The sequence below is a fragment of the Streptomyces murinus genome (genome assembly GCF_002154555.1).
GTDB lineage: Bacteria > Actinomycetota > Actinomycetes > Streptomycetales > Streptomycetaceae > Streptomyces > Streptomyces murinus.
The window spans coordinates 1-20,226 of sequence record NZ_MUNF01000075.1; the positions used below are offsets into that span (position 1 = coordinate 1).

A 20,226-nucleotide genomic window follows, 5' to 3' on the forward strand; every position below is an offset into this window, starting at 1 on the left:
ATTTCAGGCAGCAGGCGGACACAGAGTTACCACTCTCGATAACCTGGAGACACATCTTTCACAGCACTCCCCTGCCACACACGATCTGTGACGCGAGGACCCACGCTGCCCGCCCACCACCCCCCACAGCTGCCCCGGCCCCTCGACGCTTTCAACGCGGCGTGCGCCACCGAGGCCCGGGCCCTCCTCCTGCGCTGCCTGCACAGCCCGCGCTGGTCCCACCGCGTCGCGGCCCACCGCCCCTACCCCGACCTGGACGCCCTGCTGGCCGCGGCGGACGAGGCGGCGTACGACCTCTCCCCCGCCGACATCTCCGAGGCCCTCTCCCACGAGTGCCTGCCGCGGCTGCCGGAGGACACGTACTCGGCCGCGCACATGGCCCTGGACGCGGCACACGCGGCATACGAGGCGCGGTTCGGGCACGTGTTCGTCATCTATCTGGGGGACACGGCGCCGAGCGAGACCGCCGACCGCGTCCTGGAAGCCATCCGGTCACGATCGGCGAACGATCCCGACGAGGAACGCGCGATAGCCGCGGACGAGCTCCGCCGCCTCGCAAGGGGCCGACTGGGCACCTATCTGAGGGGCGCGGGCAGCTGTACGACCAGCCCGAACGCACCCACATCCGGACGATAACGGGACGGATCGCCCTCGTATCCGTCCCCCGCTAGCCCAACCGCGTGCCAGTTTGATCACACAGGTAGGCCCCCCGTAAGCCTCGCCCCGCCACACGGATACCATGCTGGGGGCCGGTGGACCGTACCCGGCCGGGCCCGACCGACAGTGAAGCCGGCGCGGCCCTAATCCCCGCTCCCGGAGGGTTCTTCCGTGCCGGCTGGAACGCTGTACCGCGGCCGGGAAGGAATGTGGTCCTGGGTGGCTCACCGAGTCACCGGCGTCCTCATCTTCTTCTTCCTGTTCGTTCACGTGCTGGACACCGCTCTCGTGCGTGTCTCCCCCGAGGCCTACGACAAGGTCGTGGCCACGTACAAGACGCCGATCGTCGCGCTGCTGGAGTACGGCCTCGTCGCCGCAATCCTCTTCCACGCGCTCAACGGTCTGCGCGTCATCGCCGTCGACTTCTGGTCGAAGGGCCCGCGCTACCAGAAGCAGATGTTCTGGACCGTGATGGGTGTCTGGGTCGTGCTCATGCTCGGCGCGATCTACCCCGTGCTCGGCCACGCCGCTCGTGTTCTGTTCGGGAGCTGACGCCGATGTCTACCACTGAGACCACCGCCTCCGGGGTCGGCCCCGTCGAGGGTGCCGCCGTCTACAACGTGGACAACCCGGCCCCGCTGATCGAGGCGCCGCGCAGGCGGACCAAGAAGACCCCGAAGTCCACCCGCGGCAACTTCGAGCTGGCGGCGTGGCTGTTCATGCGCCTGTCCGGCATCGTGCTGGTCGTCCTCGTCATCGGCCACCTGGTCATCCAGCTGGTCCTGGACGGCGGCGTCTCCAAGGTCGGCTTCGCCTTCGTCGCCGGCCGCTGGGCCTCCCCCTGGTGGCAGATCTGGGACCTGGCCATGCTGTGGCTCGCGATGCTGCACGGCGCCAACGGCCTGCGCACGGTCATCAACGACTACGCCGAGCGGGCCGCGTCCCGCATGTGGCTGAAGGCCCTGCTGTACACCGCCACGGTGTGGACCATCCTGCTGGGCACGCTGGTGATCTTCACCTTCGACCCGAACATCCGCTAGGCACGGGGCTGCGAGAATCATGAAGATCCACAAGTACGACACCGTCATCGTCGGCGCCGGTGGCGCGGGCATGCGTGCCGCCATCGAGGCGACGAAGCGCAGCCGCACCGCGGTCCTGACCAAGCTCTACCCCACCCGCTCCCACACGGGCGCCGCGCAGGGCGGTATGGCCGCCGCGCTCGCCAACGTGGAGGAGGACAACTGGGAGTGGCACACCTTCGACACGATCAAGGGCGGCGACTACCTGGTCGACCAGGACGCCGCCGAGATCCTGGCGAAGGAGGCCATCGACGCGGTCCTCGACCTGGAGAAGATGGGCCTGCCGTTCAACCGGACGCCCAAGGGTGAGATCGACCAGCGCCGCTTCGGCGGTCACTCCCGCAACCACGGCGAGGCCCCGGTCCGCCGTGCCTGCTACGCGGCCGACCGCACCGGCCACATGATCCTCCAGACGCTGTACCAGAACTGCGTCAAGGAGGGCGTGGAGTTCTTCAACGAGTTCTACGTCCTGGACCAGCTGATCGCCGAGGTCGACGGCGTCAAGAAGTCCGCCGGTGTCGTGGCCTACGAGCTGGCGACCGGCGAGATCCACGTCTTCCAGGCGAAGTCGGTCATCTACGCGTCCGGCGGCACCGGCAAGTTCTTCCGGGTGACCTCCAACGCGCACACCCTGACCGGTGACGGCCAGGCCGCCTGCTACCGCCGGGGTCTGCCGCTGGAGGACATGGAGTTCTTCCAGTTCCACCCGACCGGCATCTGGCGCATGGGCATCCTGCTCACCGAGGGTGCCCGCGGTGAGGGCGGCATCCTGCGCAACAAGGACGGCGAGCGCTTCATGGAGAAGTACGCTCCCGTCATGAAGGACCTGGCGTCCCGTGACGTCGTGTCCCGCTCCATCTACACGGAGATCCGCGAGGGCCGCGGCTGCGGTCCCGAGGGCGACCACGTGTACCTGGACCTCACCCACCTGCCGCCGGAGCAGCTGGACGCCAAGCTCCCGGACATCACCGAGTTCGCGCGCACCTACCTCGGTATCGAGCCGTACACGGACCCGATCCCGATCCAGCCGACCGCGCACTACGCGATGGGTGGCATCCCGACCAACGTCGAGGGTGAGGTCCTGGCGGACAACACCACCGTCGTGCCGGGTCTGTACGCGGCCGGCGAGGTCGCCTGCGTGTCGGTGCACGGCGCCAACCGCCTGGGCACCAACTCGCTGCTCGACATCAACGTCTTCGGGCGCCGCGCGGGCATCGCCGCCGCCGAGTACTCCCACACGGCCGAGTTCGTCGAGCTGCCGGAGAACCCGGAGAGCCTCGTCGTCGAGCAGATCGAGCGACTGCGCAACTCCACCGGCAACGAGCGGGTGGCCACGCTGCGCCGCGAGCTGCAGGAGACCATGGACGCCAACGTCATGGTGTTCCGCACCGAGCAGACGATCAAGACGGCGGTCGAGAAGATCGCCGAGCTGCGCGAGCGCTACAAGAACGTGTCCATCCAGGACAAGGGCAAGCGGTTCAACACGGACCTCCTGGAGGCCATCGAGCTGGGCAACCTGCTCGACCTGGCCGAGGTCATGGCCACGTCGGCCCTGGCCCGCAAGGAGTCCCGCGGCGGTCACTACCGCGAGGACTACCCGAACCGCGACGACGTCAACTTCATGCGCCACACCATGGCGTACCGCGAGGTGGGCGACGACGGCACCGAGTCCATCCGTCTCGACTACAAGCCGGTCGTCCAGACCCGCTACCAGCCGATGGAGCGTAAGTACTGATGGCTACCCCTGTTCTGGACAAGGCGGACGCGGCCGGCCAGCCCGAGCCCGGCTTCGCCGACTCCCCCTACATCACGGTCACCTTCCGGATCCGCCGGTTCAACCCGGAGGTCTCGGCGGAGGCCGTCTGGGAAGACTTCCAGCTGGAGATCGACCCGAAGGAGCGTGTCCTCGACGGTCTCCACAAGATCAAGTGGGACATCGACGGCACCCTCACGTTCCGCCGCTCCTGCGCGCACGGCATCTGCGGCTCGGACGCCATGCGGATCAACGGCAAGAACCGTCTTGCCTGCAAGACGCTGATCAAGGACATCAACCCCGAGAAGCCGATCACGGTCGAGCCCATCAAGGGCCTGACGGTCCTCAAGGACCTGGTCGTGGACATGGAGCCGTTCTTCCAGGCGTACCGGGACGTCATGCCGTTCCTGATCACCAAGGAGACGAACGAGCCGACGCGCGAGCGTCTGCAGTCCGTGGAGGACCGGGCGCGCTTCGACGACACCACCAAGTGCATCCTGTGCGCCGCGTGCACGTCGTCCTGCCCGGTGTTCTGGAACGACGGCCAGTACTTCGGCCCGGCCGCGATCGTCAACGCCCACCGCTTCATCTTCGACTCGCGTGACGAGGCCGGGGAGCAGCGTCTCGAGGTGCTGAACGACCGTGACGGCGTGTGGCGCTGCCGTACGACCTTCAACTGCACCGACGCGTGCCCGCGTGGCATCGAGGTCACCAAGGCGATCCAGGAAGTCAAGCGGGCGCTGATCACCCGCCGCTACTGACGCGACGACTGGCACAATACGAGGGCCGTTCCCCCGTTCGGGGGAACGGCCCTCGTTTCTTGTCCACGCCTTTCACGACCTATCGGGGGCACCAGCGTGACCGAGCAGAACCCGTACCACAGCGGCGCCGGCGACTGGGGTCCCGGTCATCCGCCCGGGCCGTCGGACACACCGCCGCCGGGATACGGGTACCCCGCCGCGGGTGCGCCCGCGCAGGGGTACGGCTTTCCGCAGCCGCCGACCGCGGGCGCGCTGCCGATGGGCGGCGCTCCCCTGCTCTCCATCGGCGACATCATGGTGATGGGCGATCAGATCATCACGCCAGCCGGGCAGTTGCCGCTGCGCGGGGCGATATGGAACGCGACGGACATGTCGCACACCGAGGAGAAGATACCGACGCACGCCATCGTGCTCGCGATCGTGTTCTTCCTGTTCTGCCTGCTCGGGCTGCTCTTCCTGCTGATGAAGGAGCGGAAGACCACGGGCTACATCCAGGTCACCGTGACCAGCGCGGGCCGGCACCACCAGACGATGGTCCCGGCGCACGGTCCGGAGACGTTCCCGGCGATCATGGGGCAGGTCAACTACGCCCGCTCGCTAAGCAGCATGTGACGCACGCGAGCCGACGGCCCGGCAATCACCGGATCCCGGCGGCCCGCGCTCTAATCTGACGACATGTCAGACGAAGAGTCGTACGAACTGCTCGGGTTCGACAACGTGCTGCTCCCCGTCGGGGACCTCGCGGAGGCCGTCGGGTTCTACGAGCGGGCCGGGTTCGGCGTGGGGTTCCGGTTCGACGAGGCCGGGATCGCGCTGCTCACGGCGGGCAAGGAGACGCCGGGAATCCTGCTGCGGGTGGAGGAGGCGCTGGGCCATCGCAGTCCGCCGTGGCCCTCACCGCGCCTGTGGCTGGAGGTGCCGGACGCGCGGGTGGCGGCGCGGCGGCTGTCCGCAGTCGACATCGAGCCGGTGGACGAGGTGTTCCAGACGGCGACCGGCTGGACGGTGGAGATCGCGGACCCCTGGGGCAATGTGCTCGGTCTGACGGACTACACCCGGCGCCCGGAGCTGGGGCGCCGAGGCTGAGCCGAGCGCGCGGACGGTACTCGTTAGGCTTCGTGGCGTGCCCGTGAAGAACGACGGTCCCGAGGCGGCCGGTACCCCCAGCAGCAAGTCCGAGCAGACCCGTGCGCTGATCCTGGAGACGGCCATGCGGCTGTTCCGGGAGCGGGGGTACGACAAGACCACCATGCGGGCGATCGCCCAGGAGGCGGGCGTCTCCGTCGGCAACGCGTACTACTACTTCGAGGGCAAGGAACACCTGATCCAGGGCTTCTACGACCGGATCGCGGCCGAGCACCGGCAGGCGGTCCGGGGGATCCTGGAGCGGGAGACGGACCTGGAGACGCGGCTCGCGGGCGTCCTCACCAGCTGGCTGGACCTCGCGCGGCCGTACCACGAGTTCGCGGTGCAGTTCTTCAAGAACGCCGCCGATCCGGACAGCCCGCTGAGCCCCTTCTCGCAGGAGAGCGAGCACGCGCGCGAGCAGGCGATCCAGGTGCACCGGGAGGTGCTGGCCGGCTCCAAGGCCAAGGTCCCGGCCGAACTCCGCGATGTGCTGCCGGAGTTGATGTGGCTGTCCCAGATGGGCCTGATCATGTACTGGATCTTCGACCGCACCGAGAACCGCGAACGCAGCTACCGCCTGGCCCGCCGCGGCGCCCGCCTCACCACCCGCGGCGTCACCCTCTCCCGCTTCCGCGTCCTGCGCCCCCTGGTCCTGGAGGTCCACGAACTGTTCACGGACTTCCTGCCGGGGATGACGAGGCTGCTGCCGACACCGAGCCCGGTGCGGGACCAGGAGCAGGGCTAGTGATCACTTTCGGGTGACGGGACGGGAACGCGACGTCCGTCCGCCGGACTGCCTGCCACGCTGCTCTCGGCACCGACCTTGAGGAGGCACCCTGATGTCCGCAGCGGCTGTCGAGCGACGTCATGACCGACCGCTGATCGCGGAAGCCGACCGGATCATGGAGCGCCTCCCGGGCTGTCGCGTCGAGATCATCGGGAGCCAGATCCTCGCGTCCCCGCTCCGCGACGGCCCACATGGCGAGGTCCTGACCGAACTGATGCGGTCCTTCTTCTCCGCCGATCTCCACGATGTCGACTCGTGCGTGCTCCAGGGCATCGCTCTCTGGCTGCCGACGGAGCCAGAGGACTACGCGATCCCCGACCTCTCCCTGGTCGACGCGGACTTCGAGGACCACCGCATCGAGAACAACTGCTACGACCCCGTCTGCTTCCGCATGGTCCTGGAGGTCACCTCCAGGAACTACCGGACCGATCTGCGTACCAAGGTGAACGCCTACGCGGAGGCCAAGGTCCCCGTCTACGTCATCGTCGACCGCAAGCACCAGCGGCTCCACGTGCTCACCGAGCCGTCCGGGAGCGAGTACGCGAACCATCGCGTCCACGCCCCCGGCGAGACCGTCGCCCTCCCGGACTCACTCGGTGCCAAGGTCACCGTCGACGTCGAGCAGATCATCCGAGCCGGGCAGAACTAGGGCAGCAGGTCAGATCCAGTCCAGCCGCCACAGGCGGTACACGCCCGTGCCGTCCATCAGGTACTGGCCGCCGCCCACGTCCTCCGTGGTGACCGTGTACTCCTTGCGCTGCCACAGGGGGACCAGGGGGACGTCCTGGGCGATGGTGGACTGGATCTGCTGGAAGTCGGAGGCGGCCCGGCTCCGGTCGGCGAACTGCTGGCTGTTGCGGATGAGCTGGTCGACCGTCTTGTTGCTGTAGCCGGTGGCCATGGTGGAGCCGGTGCCGACCAGCGGCTGGCCGAAGGTGTCGGCGTCGGGGTAGTCCGCGACCCAGCCGACGGCCCAGGCGTCGAGCTTGCCCGCGGCCATCCGCTCCTGGAAGTCCGTCCACTCGTAGCCCTTGACGTCGACCTTGAACAGGCCGCCCGCCTCCAGCTGCTTCTTCAGCGCCGCGGCCTCCTGCTCACCGGGGCCCTGGCCCTTGCCGTAGGCGAAGGTGAAGCGGACCGGCAGGCTCACCCCGGCCTGGGTGAGCAGCTCGCGCGCCTTCTTCGTGCTCTGCGTCGGGTAGGCGTCGAAGAAGGACGTGGTGTGGCCGGTGATGCCGGTCGGGATCAGCGAGTACAGCGGGTCGACCGTGCCCTGGTAGACCGTGGCCGCCAGCTGCTCCTGGTCGACCAGCCAGGCGACCGCCTGCCGCACCCGTACGTCGTGCAGCGGGGAGCTCGCCCGGGTGTTGAGGTACAGATTGCGGGTCTCGGACGAGTCGGACTCGGTGACCCGCTCCTTGGGGTCGCTCGGGTTCAGCCCGGCGAGCACGTCCGGGGGCAGCGTCCGCGACGCCACGTCGATGTCCTTCGCCTTCCACGCGGCGTCGAGCTTCGCGGAGTCGGTGTAGTAGCGCAGCTCGACCGGGCGGCCGGTGGAGCTCAGGTAGCCCTTGTACGTCGGGTTCGGCGCGAGCCGGGCCTGCTGGTCCTTGGTGTACGAGGTGAGCCGGTAGGGACCGGTGCCGTCGACCGAGGAGTCCTTGCGCAGCGCGTTCGCCGGGTAGGTGTCCCGGTCCACGATCGCGCCCGCGCCGGTGGCGACCTTCAGCGGGAAGGTGGCGTCCGGCTCCGAGAGGTGGAAGGTGACGGTGTGCGCGTTGTCGGCGGTCACCGAGGAGAGGTCGGCGAGCAGCGAGGAGGGGCCGACGTCGGAGTTGATCCGCTTGACCCGGTCGAAGGAGAACTTCACGTCCTCGGCCGTCATCGCCCGCCCGCTGGGGAAGGTGATCCCCGAGCGCAGCGTGCACCGGTAGGTCTTCGTGGCGCTGCCGACAAAGGCGCAGCTCTTGGCCGCGTCCGGCACCGGCTGCACGCCGTCCGGCTCGAAGGTCATCAGTGTCTGGAACACGTTGCTGAACAGGGCCCAGGACCCCGCGTCATAGGCTCCGGCCGGGTCGAGCGAGGTGACCGCGTCCGTCGTTCCGACCGTGATGGTCTTGTTCTTGTTCTCCTGTGACGGCAGCAGTTTCCAGCCGCCGATGCCCACGATCGCCAGCACGAGCAATGTCACAACAATCCGCATGCGAACAGATCGCACGGTGGTGCCCTCCCCAGACCCTTGTGAGGTCCTACCCCTGGTCAGCACAAATCCCGCCACTCCCCTGAGTGACGCGGCTCACCCAATCACACGTGTTTCGGTGTGTGAAGGGCTTTCTGACCAGTTGTGGAAGAACTTGCCCAAGACGTTGTCTCCGCCGGGCGTTTGCCGCGCCTTCACAGCATCTCCACAGGAGGCTGGGGAGATTCCGGTCACATGGACGGCGTCTCCCGGCGCAGGGCCCGTACACCGCGCAACCCGATGCCCCCGATGACCGTCCCCAATACGAAGGAGACGATCGCCAGCACCAGGTGCACCCAGAAGTAGGCGGTCGGCCGGCCGTCATGGAAGGCGAGACCGCTGCCGTCCTTGACCAGGTTCTTTACGAAAGTGACCCAGATGAACCAGCTCCACACCCCGAAGGCGAGCAGGAACCAGGAGACCGGGCGGCTGAGTTTCATACCTCCAGTATCCGGGGTGCGCTTCCGTGGCAGGGGCTGGGGCGGGTCTTCCCGATCGACCACGGGTACGTTCTCGGTCGTGCCCGCACCCAAGAACACCGCCAGGCGATCCCTGCTGATCAGCGCCGCGACCCTGCTGTCCCTCGCCGTCACCGCGCCCGCCGCCCTCGCCGCCCCGGCCGCCGGCAAGGCCCCGGCCGCCACGCCTCCGGCTCATATGTCGACGCTCGGCGGCGCCCGGCTCGGCCTGCCCGGCACCCAGGTGAACCTCGCGCCCGGCGTCCCGGTGCTGCCCAAGGACCTGACGGCGCGCTCCTGGATCGTCTCCGACGCGCAGAGCGGCGAGGTGCTGGCCTCGCACAACGCGCACTGGGCGCTGCCCCCGGCGTCCACGATGAAGATGCTGTTCGCGGACACCCTGCTGCCCCGCTTCCCGCGGACGACGGAGCACAAGGTCGCCGCGAAGGACCTCGCCGGGATGGGCGAGGGCTCCAGCGTGGTCGGCATAAAGCCGGGCAAGACCTACAGCGTGCACGATCTGTGGCTCGGGGTGTTCCTGCGCTCGGGCAACGACGCGGTGCATGTGCTGTCCGCGATGAACGGCGGTGTCGCCCAGACCGTCCAGGACATGCAGCACCACGCGGACGAACTCCAGGCCCTGGACACCCATGTGGTCTCCCCCGACGGCTACGACGAGCCGCACCAGGTGTCCTCGGCGTACGACCTCACCCTGGTCGCCCGCTCCGGGCTCCAGAAGAAGGACTTCCGGGACTACTGCTCCACGGTGAGCGCCGACTTCGGGGGCCAGGAGATCCGCAACACCAACCGGCTGCTCAGCGGTGACACCGATGTGCCGGTCTACCAGGGCATCGCGGGTGTGAAGAACGGCAACACCACGCACGCGGGCGCCACCTTCACCGGGGTCGCCCAGCGCGGCAAGCAGGTGCTGCTCGTCACCGTGATGAACCCGCAGAAGCAGGAGCACAACGAGGTCTACAAGGAGACGGCGAAGCTGTTCGACTGGGGCTTCCAGGCGGCCGGCAAGGTCGAGCCGGTGGGTGAACTGGTGCCGCCGCGCGGCGCCGCGCAGACGGGTACGGCACCGAGCGGCTCGCCGCAGGCCTCCGCACCTGCGGGCCGGGCGGGTTCGAAGCCGGTGGCGGCCGCCGCGACCGGCTCCCGTGGGATCGGCACCGCGCTCGCCGTCGCGGGCGGGCTGCTGGTGCTGCTGGCGGGCGGGGTTTTCCTGGTCAACCGCCGGTGGCCGCTGCCGGACCTGATGCGCCGTCGGCCACGGGCGTGAGCTTCGCGGTACCGCCCGGCGTGGCCGTCCAGGCGGCGCAGTACAGGACCAGTTTCGCGGTGAAGTTGATCCACAGCAGCAGCGCCACGGGGACCCCGAACGCGCCGTACATGCTCTTCGCCGCGACTCCCTGGATATAGCCGCTGAGCAGCAGCTTCAGCAGTTCGAAGCCGATCGCGCCGAGCAGCGCCGCGACCACCAGACGGCGGCGCGGCGGCTCCACCCCGGGCAGCAGGGTCAGCACATAGAGCAGCACGAGGAAGTCGGCGAGCACGGCGACGGTGAAGGCGGCGGCCCGCAGCAGCGCGGTGCCCCAGCCGTGCTGGGCGAGACCCAGCTGGTCGGAGACCCGGCCGACGGCGGCGGAGGCGAGCGTGGACGCGGCGAGGGTGACCAGCAGGGCGCCGCCGAAGCCGACCAGGATTCCGGCGTCCTTGGCCTTGGCGACCAGCGGATTCTGCTCCTGGTCCGGCAGCTCCCAGACCACACGCAGACAGTCCCGCACCTGGCCGACCCAGTTGACGCCGGTGAGCAGCAGCACGGCACCCGCGATGACACCGACGGTGCCCGCGTTGTGGACCAGCGTGGTGATGTCCAGCTGCTGGGAGACGACCCCCGGGAACTGCTCGGCGACCTTGTGCTCGACGGTCTGCTGCCGGGCCGGGCTGAGCGTGGCGGCGGTGATCGCCGCGGCCACGGTGAGCAGCGGGAACAGCGCCACGAAGCTGACGAACGTCATCGCCGCCGCCAGCCGGGACCACTTCACCCGGTCGAGCCGCTCGTACGCCCGCCAGGCGTGGGTGGCCGTCAGCCAGGTCACCAGCGGCCCGATGACGGGCAGTCTCTTGAGCCAGTCCATGATCCGTCCCTGCCCGGTGTGCGAGGTCCCATGTCCGGGTACTCGCAACGGTTTGCGGGCCGAAGCCCGGCCCTCCCACTTTCGAGTGATCTTCGACCTTACAAGGTGACGTTCAGGGACGAAGAGCGCACTTCCGGACGATACGGTCACGGACATGCCTGTGAAGGACGCCCTCGCCCTGCCCCAGTCCCTGCTCGTCCTCGGCGGCACCTCCGAGATCGGGCTCGCCACCGCCCGCCGGCTGATCACCCGCGGCGCCCGCACCGTATGGCTGGCCGGCCGCCCCTCCCCCGCGCTTGAGCAGGCCGCCGAGAGTCTGCGCGCGCTCGGCGCGGACACCCGTACGGTCGACTTCGACGCCCTGGACCCCGCCTCCCACGAGACCGCGCTCGGCAAGGTCTTCGCCGAGGACGCCGTCGACCTGGTGCTGCTCGCCTTCGGCGTCCTCGGCGACCAAGCCCATGACGAGCGGGCGCCGCTGCGCGCGGTGCATGTCGCCCAGACCAACTACACCGGGGCGGTCTCCGCGGGGCTTGTCGCCGCGAGCGCCCTCCAGACCCAGGGCCACGGCGCGTTGGTCGTGCTGTCCGCCACCGCCGCCGAACGCGCCCGCCGCGTCGACTTCATCTACGGCTCCAGCAAGGCGGGCCTGGACACCTTCGCCCAGGGCCTCGGCGACGCGCTGTACGGCACGGGAGTGCGGGTGATGGTCGTACGCCCCGGGTTCGTGCGCACGAAGGCGACGGCGGACCGGCCCCGCGAGCCGTTCGCCACCACCCCGGCGGCGGTCGCCACCGCGATCGAACTGGGCCTGCGCCGGGGCGCGGAGACGGTGTGGGTGCCGGGGGTGCTGCGGCTGGTGACGGCCGCGCTGCGGCACGCGCCGCGGGCACTGTTCCGCAGACTGCCGTTCTAGGGCCGCCCTTCCGGGAGGGGCCCCAGGACGCGCCTACCGGCTGGCGATGGTCCCGTGGTCGAGGTCGGCGGGGGCCGCCTGGGGCGGTACGACGGAGCCGCCGAAGGTGTACTCGCGCAGCTTGCGCCACACCCCGTCCGCGCCCTGTTCGTACAGCGCGAACCCGTTGCACGGCCACTCGGCCTCGAAGTCGGCCAGCTCGGCGAAGGCGCGGTCCATCGCCGCGTCCTCGATGCCGTGCGCCACGGTGACATGCGGGTGGTACGGGAACTGGAGCTCGCGGGTGCAGGGCCCGGTGCTCTCCCGGACCCGCTGCTGGAGCCGGCCGCAGTCCTCGGCACCGCGCACCACCCGGACGTAGACCACCGGGGAGACGGGCCGGAAGGTGCCGGTGCCGTGCAGCCGCATCGGGAAGGGGCGGCCGGTGGCGGCCACCTTCACCAGATGGGCCTGTACGGCGGGCAGCGCGGCGCGGTCCACCTCGGTCGGCGGCAGCAGCGTGACATGGGTGGGGATGCCGTAGGCCGCGGCGTCGCCGAAGCCCGCGCGCCGCTCCTGGAGCAGGCTGCCGTGAGGCTCCGGAACCGCGATCGACACGCCGATCGTTACGGTCCCCACGTCGTCTCCTGTCGTCGCGTCCGTCGTCTACTCGGCCGACTCGTACGGGCCTTCGGCTTCGACTGTACGGCCATGGGTGTCCTGTGGGCAGGCGCAACGGAAGTGATGTGCAGCGCTCTGCCCACAGGAACGTGCGAACGGTCGTGCGCCCTCGCGCCGGTTCCGTGCCTCCCGGCGCGGGCCGTGCCGTTCGGTGCTCCGGTCAGTGGATCGGCCGGTGCTTCGGTCAGGGCTTCGGTCAGTGCTTCGCCGGCAGGAAGCCGACGCGGTCGTACGCCTGCGCGAGGGTCTCGGCGGCGACGGAGCGGGCCTTCTCGGCGCCCTTGGCGAGGATCGAGTCGAGAGTCTCGGCGTCGTCCAGGTACTGCTGGGTGCGCTCCCGGAACGGTGTCACGAACTCGACCATGACCTCGGCGAGGTCGGTCTTGAGCGCGCCGTACATCTTGCCCTCGTACTCCCGCTCGAGGTCGGCGATCGACTTGCCGGTGAGGACGGAGTAGATGGTGAGCAGGTTGGAGACGCCCGGCTTGGTCTCCGCGTCGTAGCGGATGACCGTGTCGGTGTCGGTGACCGCGCTCTTGACCTTCTTGGCGGTGGTCTTCGGGTCGTCCAGGAGGTTGATCAGGCCCTTCGGCGTGGACGCCGACTTGCTCATCTTGATCGACGGGTCCTGGAGGTCGTAGATCTTGGCCGTCTCCTTGAGGATGTACGGCGCCGGGATCGTGAACGTCTGCCCGAAGCGGCCGTTGAAGCGCTCGGCCAGATCCCGGGTCAGCTCGATGTGCTGGCGCTGGTCCTCGCCGACCGGCACCTGGTTGGCCTGGTACAGCAGGATGTCCGCGACCTGGAGGATCGGGTACGTGAACAGGCCGACCGAGGCGCGCTCGGCGCCCTGCTTGGCGGACTTGTCCTTGAACTGGGTCATCCGGCTGGCCTCGCCGAAGCCGGTGAGGCAGTTCATCACCCAGGCCAGCTCGGCGTGCTCGGGCACATGGCTCTGCACGAACAGGGTGCAGCGCTCGGGGTCCAGACCGGCGGCGAGGAGCTGGGCTGCGGCGAGGCGGGTGTTGGCCCGCAGCTCCTTGGGGTCCTGGGGCACGGTGATCGCGTGCAGGTCGACGACCATGTAGAAGGCGTCGTGGGTCTCCTGGAGGGACACCCACTGGCGTACGGCGCCGAGGTAGTTGCCGAGGTGGAACGAGCCGGCGGTGGGCTGGATACCGGAGAGCACGCGGGGCTTTTCAGCGGGGGCCATGCCGCCCATTCTCTCATCGGCCGGGGGTGGGATCGGCCCGGGAGGTGAGGGGGCGCGGAGCCGCGTACCGGACACGGCCCCGCGCCCCTGGGGCAGTGCCCCTGCCGGCGTTGCTCAGCCCAGGTCGACTTCCGGGTACAGCGGGAAGCCCGCGACCAGGTCGGTGGCGCGCTCGGCGATCTCCTCGGAGACCTTCTCGTCCAGGACGTGGGAGGCCTTGCTGGGGGCGCCGGACTTGGTGGTGCCCGGTTCGGTGGCCGCGAGGACGCGGTCGATCAGGCCCGCCACCTCGTCCATCTCCGCCGTACCGAGACCGCGGGTGGTCAGGGCCGGGGTGCCGATCCGGATGCCGGAGGTGTACCAGGCGCCGTTGGGGTCGGCCGGGATGGCGTTGCGGTTGGTGACGATGCCGGAGTCGAGCAGGGCGGCCTCGGCCTGGCGGCCGGTGAGGCCGTAGGAGCCGGCGACGTCGATCAGGTTGAGGTGGTTGTCGGTGCCGCCGGTGACGAGGGTCGCGCCCCGGCGCATCAGGCCCTCGGCCAGCGCCCGGGAGTTGTCCACGATGCGCTGCGCGTAGTCCTGGAACGCGGGCTGCCTGGCCTCGGCCAGGGCGACCGCCTTGGCGGCCATGACGTGCGGCAGCGGACCGCCAAGCACCATCGGGCAGCCCCGGTCCACCTGGTCCTTGAGGGAGTCGTCGCACAGCACCATGCCGCCGCGCGGGCCGCGCAGCGACTTGTGGGTGGTGGTGGTGACGATCTGGGCGTGCGGCACCGGGTCGAAGTCGCCGGTGAGGACCTTGCCGGCGACGAGACCGGCGAAGTGGGCCATGTCGACCATGAGGGTCGCGCCGACCTCGTCCGCGATCTCGCGCATGATCCGGAAGTTCACCAGACGGGGGTACGCCGAGTAGCCCGCCACGATGATCAGCGGCTTGAACTCGCGGGCCTGGACGCGCAGCGCGTCGTAGTCGATCAGGCCGGTCGCGGGGTCGGTGCCGTAGGAGCGCTGGTCGAACATCTTGCCGGAGATGTTCGGGCGGAAGCCGTGGGTGAGGTGGCCGCCGGCGTCCAGGGACATGCCGAGCATCCGCTGGTTGCCGAAGGCCTGGCGCAGCTCGGCCCAGTCCGCCTCGGAGAGGTCGTTGACCTGGCGGGCGCCGGTCTTCTCCAGGAAGGGGACCTCGACCCGGTCGGCGAGTACGGCCCAGAAGGCGACGAGGTTGGCGTCGATGCCGGAGTGCGGCTGGACGTAGGCGTGCCGGGCGCCGAAGAGCTCGCGGGCGTGCTCGGCGGCCAGGGACTCCACGGTGTCGACATTGCGGCAGCCCGCGTAGAAGCGGCGGCCGACGGTGCCCTCGGCGTACTTGTCGCTGAACCAGTTGCCCATCGCGAGGAGGGTCGCCGGGGAGGCGTAGTTCTCGGAGGCGATCAGCTTGAGCATCGCGCGCTGGTCGGTGACCTCCTGGCCGATGGCGTCGGCGACCCGCGGCTCCACGGCGCGGATCACGTCGAGGGCGGCGCGGAAGGCGGTGGACTCGGTGGACAGGTGCTGCTCTGGCATGGGGACCTCCGGACGGGGTGCGTTTCGGCGTTCACGTTCGGCCCAGGCGCACGGCACTGTTTCCAGCAAGGCCGCTCCCCGATGGTCCGTCCCATCCCAGCGCGCCAGTCACGGCCCGTGGCTCAGCGTACCGGCCGGGCCGGAGGGCGGAGGTCCGGCGTCCACCATGCGGGCGAGGGCGCGGACCGCCCGGCTCAGAGGATGACGTGCGGCAGGAAGCGCGCGTATCCGTCGGTGACGGGGCCCGCCGACTCGCGGATGCCGAGGCCCGCGGGCTCGCCGTCGATGACCCAGGTGCCGAGGACGACGTGGTTGCCGTCGAAGGCGGGCAGGGGCGCGAGCTGCTGGTAGCAGCAGGGCTCGGGGTGGACGGCGGGCGGGTGGCCCGGCGGGTGCAGGGTGATCCCCTCGCCCTCGCGGCCCAGGAGGGGCTTGGCGGCGTAGCCGCTGGTGGCGGCGAGCTCGCGGGGGCCGTCGAGGTAGGAGGGCAGGAGGTTGGGGTGGCCGGGGTACAGCTCCCACAGGACGGCCAGCAGGGCCTTGTTGCTCAGGAGCATCTTCCAGGCCGGCTCGATCCACAGGGTGCTGCCGGTGCCGCCGCCGTTGTCCAGGGTGTCCAGGACGTGGCCGCCGAAGGCGTCGGTGGTGAGCCATTCCCAGGGGTAGAGCTTGAAGAGGGCGCGGATGAACCGGAGCCGGTTGTCCACGAACCGGCCGGAGAGGGTGTCCCAGCCGATCTCCTCCATGGCGAGCCAGTCGGTCGCAAGGCCCGCCTGCTCCGCGGTCTCCTTCAGATAGGCGACCGTCATCAGGTCCTCGCCCAGCTCGTCGGCGGCGGAGTGCGCGAAGTGCAGCAGGCTTCCGGGCGGGAGCAGCGCGGACTGCCTGCGCCAGGACTCCACCAGGCGTTCGTGCAGCGAGTTCCACTGGTCGGCGCCGGGGAAGCGGTCCTCCATCCAGAACCACTGCGGGGAGGCGGCCTCCACCAGGGAGGTGGGGGTGTCGGCGTTGTACTCCAGCAGCTTGGCGGGGCCCGTGCCGTCGTAGCGCAGGTCGAACCGGCCGTAGAAGGAGGGGAGTTCGGCCCGGCGCTGCCAGGACTCGGTGACCGCGGCGGCGACGGCGGGGTCGGTGATGCCGAGGTCGGCGAGGCGGCCCCGCTCCACGATGTGGCCGGCCGCCGCCAGGCACATGGCGTGCAGTTCGGCGACCGTCTCCTCCAGCGCCTCGACCTCGGGCAGCGAGAAGACGTAGTAGGCGCTCTCGTCCCAGTAGGGGCGCAGGCTCCCGTCGGGGTGGCGGGTGAGCGGGTAGATCAGGCCCTGCTCCTCGACGGTGCGCTGCCAGTCGGGGCGGGGGGTGAGGGTACGGCGTTCCATACGGCGATCCCGGTCAGCCGCCGGAGCTGTGCGAACCGCCGCCGAAGCCGCCGCGGTGCACCCCGCCGGAGCCGGAGCCGTAGTGCGTCGAGGAGTGGTTCGTGGAGTGGTTCGTGGAGTGTCCGGAGCCGGTGCGGGGCTTGGTGAAGGAACCGCCGCTCACCCAGGAGCCCTTCTTCTTGCCGCCGTAGTACCAGGAGCCGTTGACCGCCGACTTGACCGCCTTGCAGTTCTTGTCGGAGACGACCTTGTAGCCCTTGGCGTAGGTGTAGCTGCTCTGGTCCACGCAGCGCTTGTCCGGCTGGGACGAGCAGGCGGTGAGCGCGGCGGCCAGCAGTCCGACGCCGCCGAGGACCACCGTGCCGGAGCGCAGTCGTCGCCTGGTTTCGGCCATGTTCGTGTCTCCCCCGTGTGCGATGTGCGGTGCGGCAAGCCTAGAGACCGGTATGAGAACCGGCCAAGGGGGGTGAGCATGACAGGGCGGTGATGGGGCTCCCTTAGAGTCCCTTTGTGCTCTTTGGAATGGTGTGCGCCCTTGGCGCGGCGGTCTGTTTCGGTACCGCGACGGTGTTGCAGGCGGTGGCGGCGAGGCAGGCCGGTCCCGGTGGTGGCGGTGAGGCGGCGCTGCTGCTGCGGGCGTTGCGGCAGTGGCGGTACATCGCCGGGCTCGGGCTGGACGGGCTGGGGTTCCTGTTCCAGATCGTGGCGCTGCGCTCGCTGCCGATCTACGCGGTCGGCGCGGCCCTCGCGGCCAGCCTCGCGGTGACGGCGGTGGTCGCGGCGCGGCTGCTGGACGTGCGGCTGCGCGGTGTGGAGTGGGGCGCGGTGGGCGTGGTGTGCGCCGGGCTCGCGATGCTGGGCCTGGCCTCCGGGCCGGAGGGCGGCGAGAGCGGCTCGGACACGCTGCGGTGGGTGATGCTCGCGGTGGCGGCCGGGCTGCTGCTGCTCGGGCTCGCGGGCGGCCGGCTGTCCGGTCCGGCGCGGGGGCTGGTGCTGGGGCTCGGTGCCGGGTGCGGGTTCGGGGTGGTCGAGGTGACGGTCCGGCTGATCGACAGCCTCGCGCCCGTCGACCTGCTCACCAACCCCGCGGCGTACGCCCTGCTGATCGGCGGTGGCGCCGCGTTCATCCTGCTGACCTCGGCCCTCCAGCGCGGCTCGGTCACGACGGCGACGGCCGGGATGGTGCTCGGCGAGACGCTCGGCCCGGCCGCGATCGGCGTCGTCTGGCTCGGCGACCGCACCCGCGAGGGCATGGCCTGGCTGGCGATCCTGGGCTTCGCGGTGGCGGTGGCCGGCGCCCTGGCTCTGGCCCGCTTCGGCGAGGCCCCGGAGACGGAGACGTCGGAGCCGGCGGAACAGCCGACGGACCGGTGACCGAGACCGGTGGCAGAGGCCGGAGACAGAGACCGGTGACAGCGGCCGGTGAGCGGGTCCCCGGAAAGTGATGGACCGGCTGCGCCCCCCGCAGCGCAACCGGTCCGGGGACCATCCTGCGGCAAGCGCACCTCCGTGACCAGGAGCCGCTTTTTCCGGAACCTGAATTTCAGGAACGTAGACTTCCGTTATTTGCCGGGCCGGTGAGACGGCCCGCGCCGAGAGGGAGTTGGGGATGGACAGGGAAGCCCTGCGGTCGCTGCTGCGGCACAAGCGCTCGCTGATCGACCCCAGCGAGCTGGGCTGGCCCCGCCGCACCGGCCGCGGCCGCCGGTCCGCCGGGCTCTCCCAGGCCCAGGTGGCGCACGCGCTGTACGTCTCCGAGCGCACGTACGCGCAGCTGGAGCGGGGCGACATGCCCTCCCCCGCGCCCGAGTTCTTGGACGCGGTCTCCACCGTGCTGCGGATGGCCGAGCCGGAGCGGGGAGCGCTGTACGTCTACGCGCTCGGCCATGAGCCGCCGGTCCCCATGAACCCCGAGGCCGGCACCCGGGTCGACCCGGCCTGGTTCACGGCCGTCCAGGGCGTGTCCGGCGCACCCTGCTACGTCAACGACGTGGCGTGGAACCTCCTCGCCTGGAACGACGACTTCCTGCGCATGTTCCCCCGGGCCGAGGGCGCGGAGCCGGAGTTGCCCGAGCAGAACGTGATGCGCTGGATGCTGCTGCGCGAGGAGGCGCGCGAGCACCATCTGCTGGACTGGGCGGAGCGCTGGGCGGCACCGGTCGCGGCCCAGTTGCGGGCGGCGGTCGCGGCCCACCCCGACAACCCCGATCTGCGGCAGCTGGACGCGGAGGTGAACGACGACCCCGTGGTGGGGCCCATCTACCGCCGGCACGACATCACCTACGTGCAGCAGGACGGCGACACCCGGCCGGTACGGCACGCGGGGCTCGCCGCCGAGGAGTCCGAGCGGTGCTGCGAGAAGCACACCCCCTCCGCGCGCGGCCTGGTGACCCTGTGCGCCGCGCAGCCACTGGGTTCACCGGGCGCCCGGTTCTTCTTCCTGGTCTTCCGTCCACTTTCCGGCTGACCCTGGCCGGGCGCCCCTAAGGAAGTACCCTGCACAGCGCCTCCAGGGCTCCCGCCCAGGCGCTGTCCGGTGGTGTTCCGTAGCCCACCACCAGTGCGTCCAGCGGTTCGGCGACGGACTCGGGGTGGCGGTGGAAGGAGAGGCCGTGCAGGGCGAGGCCCTGCCAGGCGGCGGCCTGGACGACGGAGGGCTCGGTGCCCGGGGGCAGTCGCAGCAGCGCGTGCAGACCGGCGGCGACCCCGGTGACCCGGACGCCGGGGGCGCGTTCGGCGACGGCCACGGCGAGGGCGTCGCGGCGGCGCCGGTAGCGCAGCCGGGAGGCGCGGACCTGGCGGTCGTACGCCCCCGAGGTGAGGAACTCGGCGAGGGTGAGCTGTTCGAGCACGCCCACGGTGTCGACGTGTCCCTTGACCGCGATCACCTCCCGGGTGAGGGCCGGCGGCAGCACCATCCAGCCCAGCCGGATGCCGGGGGCGAGGGACTTGCTGGCGGTGCCGAGGTAGACGACGCGGTCGGGGTCGAGGCCCTGGAGGGCGCCGACGGGCTGGCGGTCGTAGCGGAACTCGCCGTCGTAATCGTCCTCCAGGACCAGGGAATCGGTGCGCCTCGCCCAGTCGACGACGGTCGCGCGACGGTCGGGGTGCAGGGGCATGCCCATGGGGAACTGGTGGGCGGGGGTGAGGAGTACGGCGCCCTCGGTGGTCAACGGGCCGGTGTCGGTGCCGAGTTCGTCCCAGGGCAGGGCAGGGGTGGCGAGTCCGGCGGCCTGGAGGAGACCCCAGTAGGCGTCGAGGCCGTACGACTCGACGGCCACCGAGTCCGCCCCGCGGGCGCGCAGCACCGGGCCGAGGATGCGCAGGGCGTGCGAGAAGCCGGCCGTGACGACCAGGTTGTCGGGGTCGGCGCGGACGCCCCGGACGCGGGCGAGGTAGCCGGCGAGCGCGGTGCGCAGTTCGACGCGGCCGCGTGGATCGCCGTAGCCCAGGGCGTCGTTGGGGGCGGCGGTCAGGGCGCGGCGGGCG

General features: G+C 70.4%; 22 protein-coding genes and 1 riboswitch. Of the genes, 13 read left to right on the forward strand and 9 right to left on the reverse strand.

What is annotated here, in order from left to right; translation table 11 throughout:
* Nucleotides 1-87 precede the first annotated feature (87 nt).
* From CCN72_RS05990 to CCN72_RS06030, 9 genes are all read left to right on the forward strand, one after another.
* Nucleotides 88-636 (forward strand): 2-oxo-4-hydroxy-4-carboxy-5-ureidoimidazoline decarboxylase, encoded by a 549-nt coding sequence (locus CCN72_RS05990; protein ID WP_086806627.1) that lies wholly within the window; start codon nt 88-90, stop codon nt 634-636.
* A 192-nt stretch (nt 637-828) separates the two neighbouring features.
* A complete protein-coding gene (sdhC, locus tag CCN72_RS05995) occupies nt 829-1,209 on the forward strand; it encodes a succinate dehydrogenase, cytochrome b556 subunit (protein WP_078967379.1) in 381 nt (126 codons plus the stop codon).
* Between the two features lie 5 nt (nt 1,210-1,214).
* Nucleotides 1,215-1,697: a succinate dehydrogenase hydrophobic membrane anchor subunit gene (locus CCN72_RS06000; protein WP_086806628.1), complete on the forward strand. Its 483-nt coding sequence runs from the start codon at nt 1,215-1,217 to the stop codon at nt 1,695-1,697.
* Nucleotides 1,698-1,716: 19 nt separating this feature from the next.
* Entirely contained in the window at nt 1,717-3,471 is a 1,755-nt protein-coding gene (sdhA, locus tag CCN72_RS06005) for a succinate dehydrogenase flavoprotein subunit (RefSeq protein ID WP_086806629.1), read from the forward strand.
* Nucleotides 3,471-4,250: a succinate dehydrogenase iron-sulfur subunit gene (locus CCN72_RS06010; RefSeq protein ID WP_085566219.1), complete on the forward strand. Its 780-nt coding sequence runs from the start codon at nt 3,471-3,473 to the stop codon at nt 4,248-4,250. Before sdhA ends, CCN72_RS06010 begins: the two co-directional genes overlap by 1 nt.
* A 96-nt stretch (nt 4,251-4,346) precedes the next feature.
* Nucleotides 4,347-4,862: a hypothetical protein gene (locus CCN72_RS06015; protein ID WP_085566218.1), complete on the forward strand. Its 516-nt coding sequence runs from the start codon at nt 4,347-4,349 to the stop codon at nt 4,860-4,862.
* 63 nt (nt 4,863-4,925) lie between these two features.
* A complete protein-coding gene (locus CCN72_RS06020) occupies nt 4,926-5,336 on the forward strand; it encodes a VOC family protein (protein WP_086806630.1) in 411 nt (136 codons plus the stop codon).
* Nucleotides 5,337-5,373: 37 nt separating this feature from the next.
* On the forward strand, nt 5,374-6,123 hold the full coding sequence (locus tag CCN72_RS06025) for a TetR/AcrR family transcriptional regulator (protein ID WP_086806631.1): 750 nt from the start codon (nt 5,374-5,376) through the stop codon (nt 6,121-6,123).
* 94 nt (nt 6,124-6,217) lie between these two features.
* Complete coding sequence (locus CCN72_RS06030; RefSeq protein WP_086806632.1) at nt 6,218-6,814, forward strand: Uma2 family endonuclease; 597 nt, start codon at nt 6,218-6,220, stop codon at nt 6,812-6,814.
* 9 nt (nt 6,815-6,823) lie between these two features.
* Here the strand turns inward: CCN72_RS06030 and CCN72_RS06035 are convergent, their stop codons facing one another.
* Nucleotides 6,824-8,368, reverse strand: a complete 1,545-nt coding sequence (locus CCN72_RS06035; protein ID WP_086806633.1) for an ABC transporter substrate-binding protein — start codon at nt 8,366-8,368, stop codon at nt 6,824-6,826.
* Nucleotides 8,369-8,595: 227 nt separating this feature from the next.
* Nucleotides 8,596-8,844, reverse strand: coding sequence for an SCO4848 family membrane protein (locus CCN72_RS06040; protein ID WP_086806634.1), 249 nt, complete (start codon nt 8,842-8,844; stop codon nt 8,596-8,598).
* Nucleotides 8,845-8,923: 79 nt separating this feature from the next.
* Here CCN72_RS06040 and CCN72_RS06045 point away from each other — a divergent pair, with 79 nt between their 5' ends.
* Entirely contained in the window at nt 8,924-10,147 is a 1,224-nt protein-coding gene (locus CCN72_RS06045) for a D-alanyl-D-alanine carboxypeptidase family protein (protein ID WP_086806635.1), read from the forward strand.
* Here CCN72_RS06045 and CCN72_RS06050 read toward each other — a convergent pair.
* Complete coding sequence (locus tag CCN72_RS06050; RefSeq protein ID WP_086806636.1) at nt 10,095-11,006, reverse strand: YihY/virulence factor BrkB family protein; 912 nt, start codon at nt 11,004-11,006, stop codon at nt 10,095-10,097. The genes CCN72_RS06045 and CCN72_RS06050 overlap by 53 nt on opposite strands.
* Before the next feature lie 160 nt (nt 11,007-11,166).
* Between CCN72_RS06050 and dprE2 the strand changes: the two genes are divergently transcribed.
* Nucleotides 11,167-11,922 (forward strand): decaprenylphospho-beta-D-erythro-pentofuranosid-2-ulose 2-reductase, encoded by a 756-nt coding sequence (gene dprE2, locus CCN72_RS06055; protein WP_086806637.1) that lies wholly within the window; start codon nt 11,167-11,169, stop codon nt 11,920-11,922.
* 33 nt (nt 11,923-11,955) lie between these two features.
* On the opposite strand, the gene CCN72_RS06060 is transcribed toward dprE2, so the two are convergent.
* From CCN72_RS06060 to CCN72_RS06080, 5 genes are all read right to left on the reverse strand, one after another.
* Nucleotides 11,956-12,540 carry a 2'-5' RNA ligase family protein gene (locus CCN72_RS06060; RefSeq protein WP_086806638.1) on the reverse strand — a complete coding sequence of 195 codons (585 nt, stop codon included), beginning with the start codon at nt 12,538-12,540 and terminating at the stop codon, nt 11,956-11,958.
* Nucleotides 12,541-12,778: 238 nt separating this feature from the next.
* The gene (gene trpS / locus CCN72_RS06065) at nt 12,779-13,795 is read right to left on the reverse strand and encodes a tryptophan--tRNA ligase (RefSeq protein ID WP_402149823.1); all 1,017 of its coding nucleotides are present in this window, start codon (nt 13,793-13,795) and stop codon (nt 12,779-12,781) included.
* 114 nt (nt 13,796-13,909) lie between these two features.
* Nucleotides 13,910-15,358 (reverse strand): glycine hydroxymethyltransferase, encoded by a 1,449-nt coding sequence (locus CCN72_RS06070; RefSeq protein WP_086806639.1) that lies wholly within the window; start codon nt 15,356-15,358, stop codon nt 13,910-13,912.
* A gap of 33 nt (nt 15,359-15,391) precedes the next feature.
* Nucleotides 15,392-15,480, reverse strand: a riboswitch (ZMP/ZTP riboswitch).
* 72 nt (nt 15,481-15,552) lie between these two features.
* Entirely contained in the window at nt 15,553-16,737 is a 1,185-nt protein-coding gene (locus CCN72_RS06075; protein WP_086806640.1) for a glutathionylspermidine synthase family protein, read from the reverse strand.
* Between the two features lie 13 nt (nt 16,738-16,750).
* On the reverse strand, nt 16,751-17,131 hold the full coding sequence (locus CCN72_RS06080; protein ID WP_086806641.1) for a hypothetical protein: 381 nt from the start codon (nt 17,129-17,131) through the stop codon (nt 16,751-16,753).
* A 128-nt stretch (nt 17,132-17,259) separates the two neighbouring features.
* Here CCN72_RS06080 and CCN72_RS06085 point away from each other — a divergent pair, with 128 nt between their 5' ends.
* Nucleotides 17,260-18,111 carry a DMT family transporter gene (locus tag CCN72_RS06085; RefSeq protein WP_086806642.1) on the forward strand — a complete coding sequence of 284 codons (852 nt, stop codon included), beginning with the start codon at nt 17,260-17,262 and terminating at the stop codon, nt 18,109-18,111.
* Nucleotides 18,112-18,346: 235 nt separating this feature from the next.
* On the forward strand, nt 18,347-19,204 hold the full coding sequence (locus CCN72_RS06090) for a helix-turn-helix domain-containing protein (protein ID WP_086806643.1): 858 nt from the start codon (nt 18,347-18,349) through the stop codon (nt 19,202-19,204).
* Nucleotides 19,205-19,220: 16 nt separating this feature from the next.
* On the opposite strand, the gene CCN72_RS06095 is transcribed toward CCN72_RS06090, so the two are convergent.
* On the reverse strand, nt 19,221-20,226 hold a 1,006-nt coding region (locus CCN72_RS06095; protein ID WP_086806644.1), incomplete at its 5' end, for an aminotransferase-like domain-containing protein.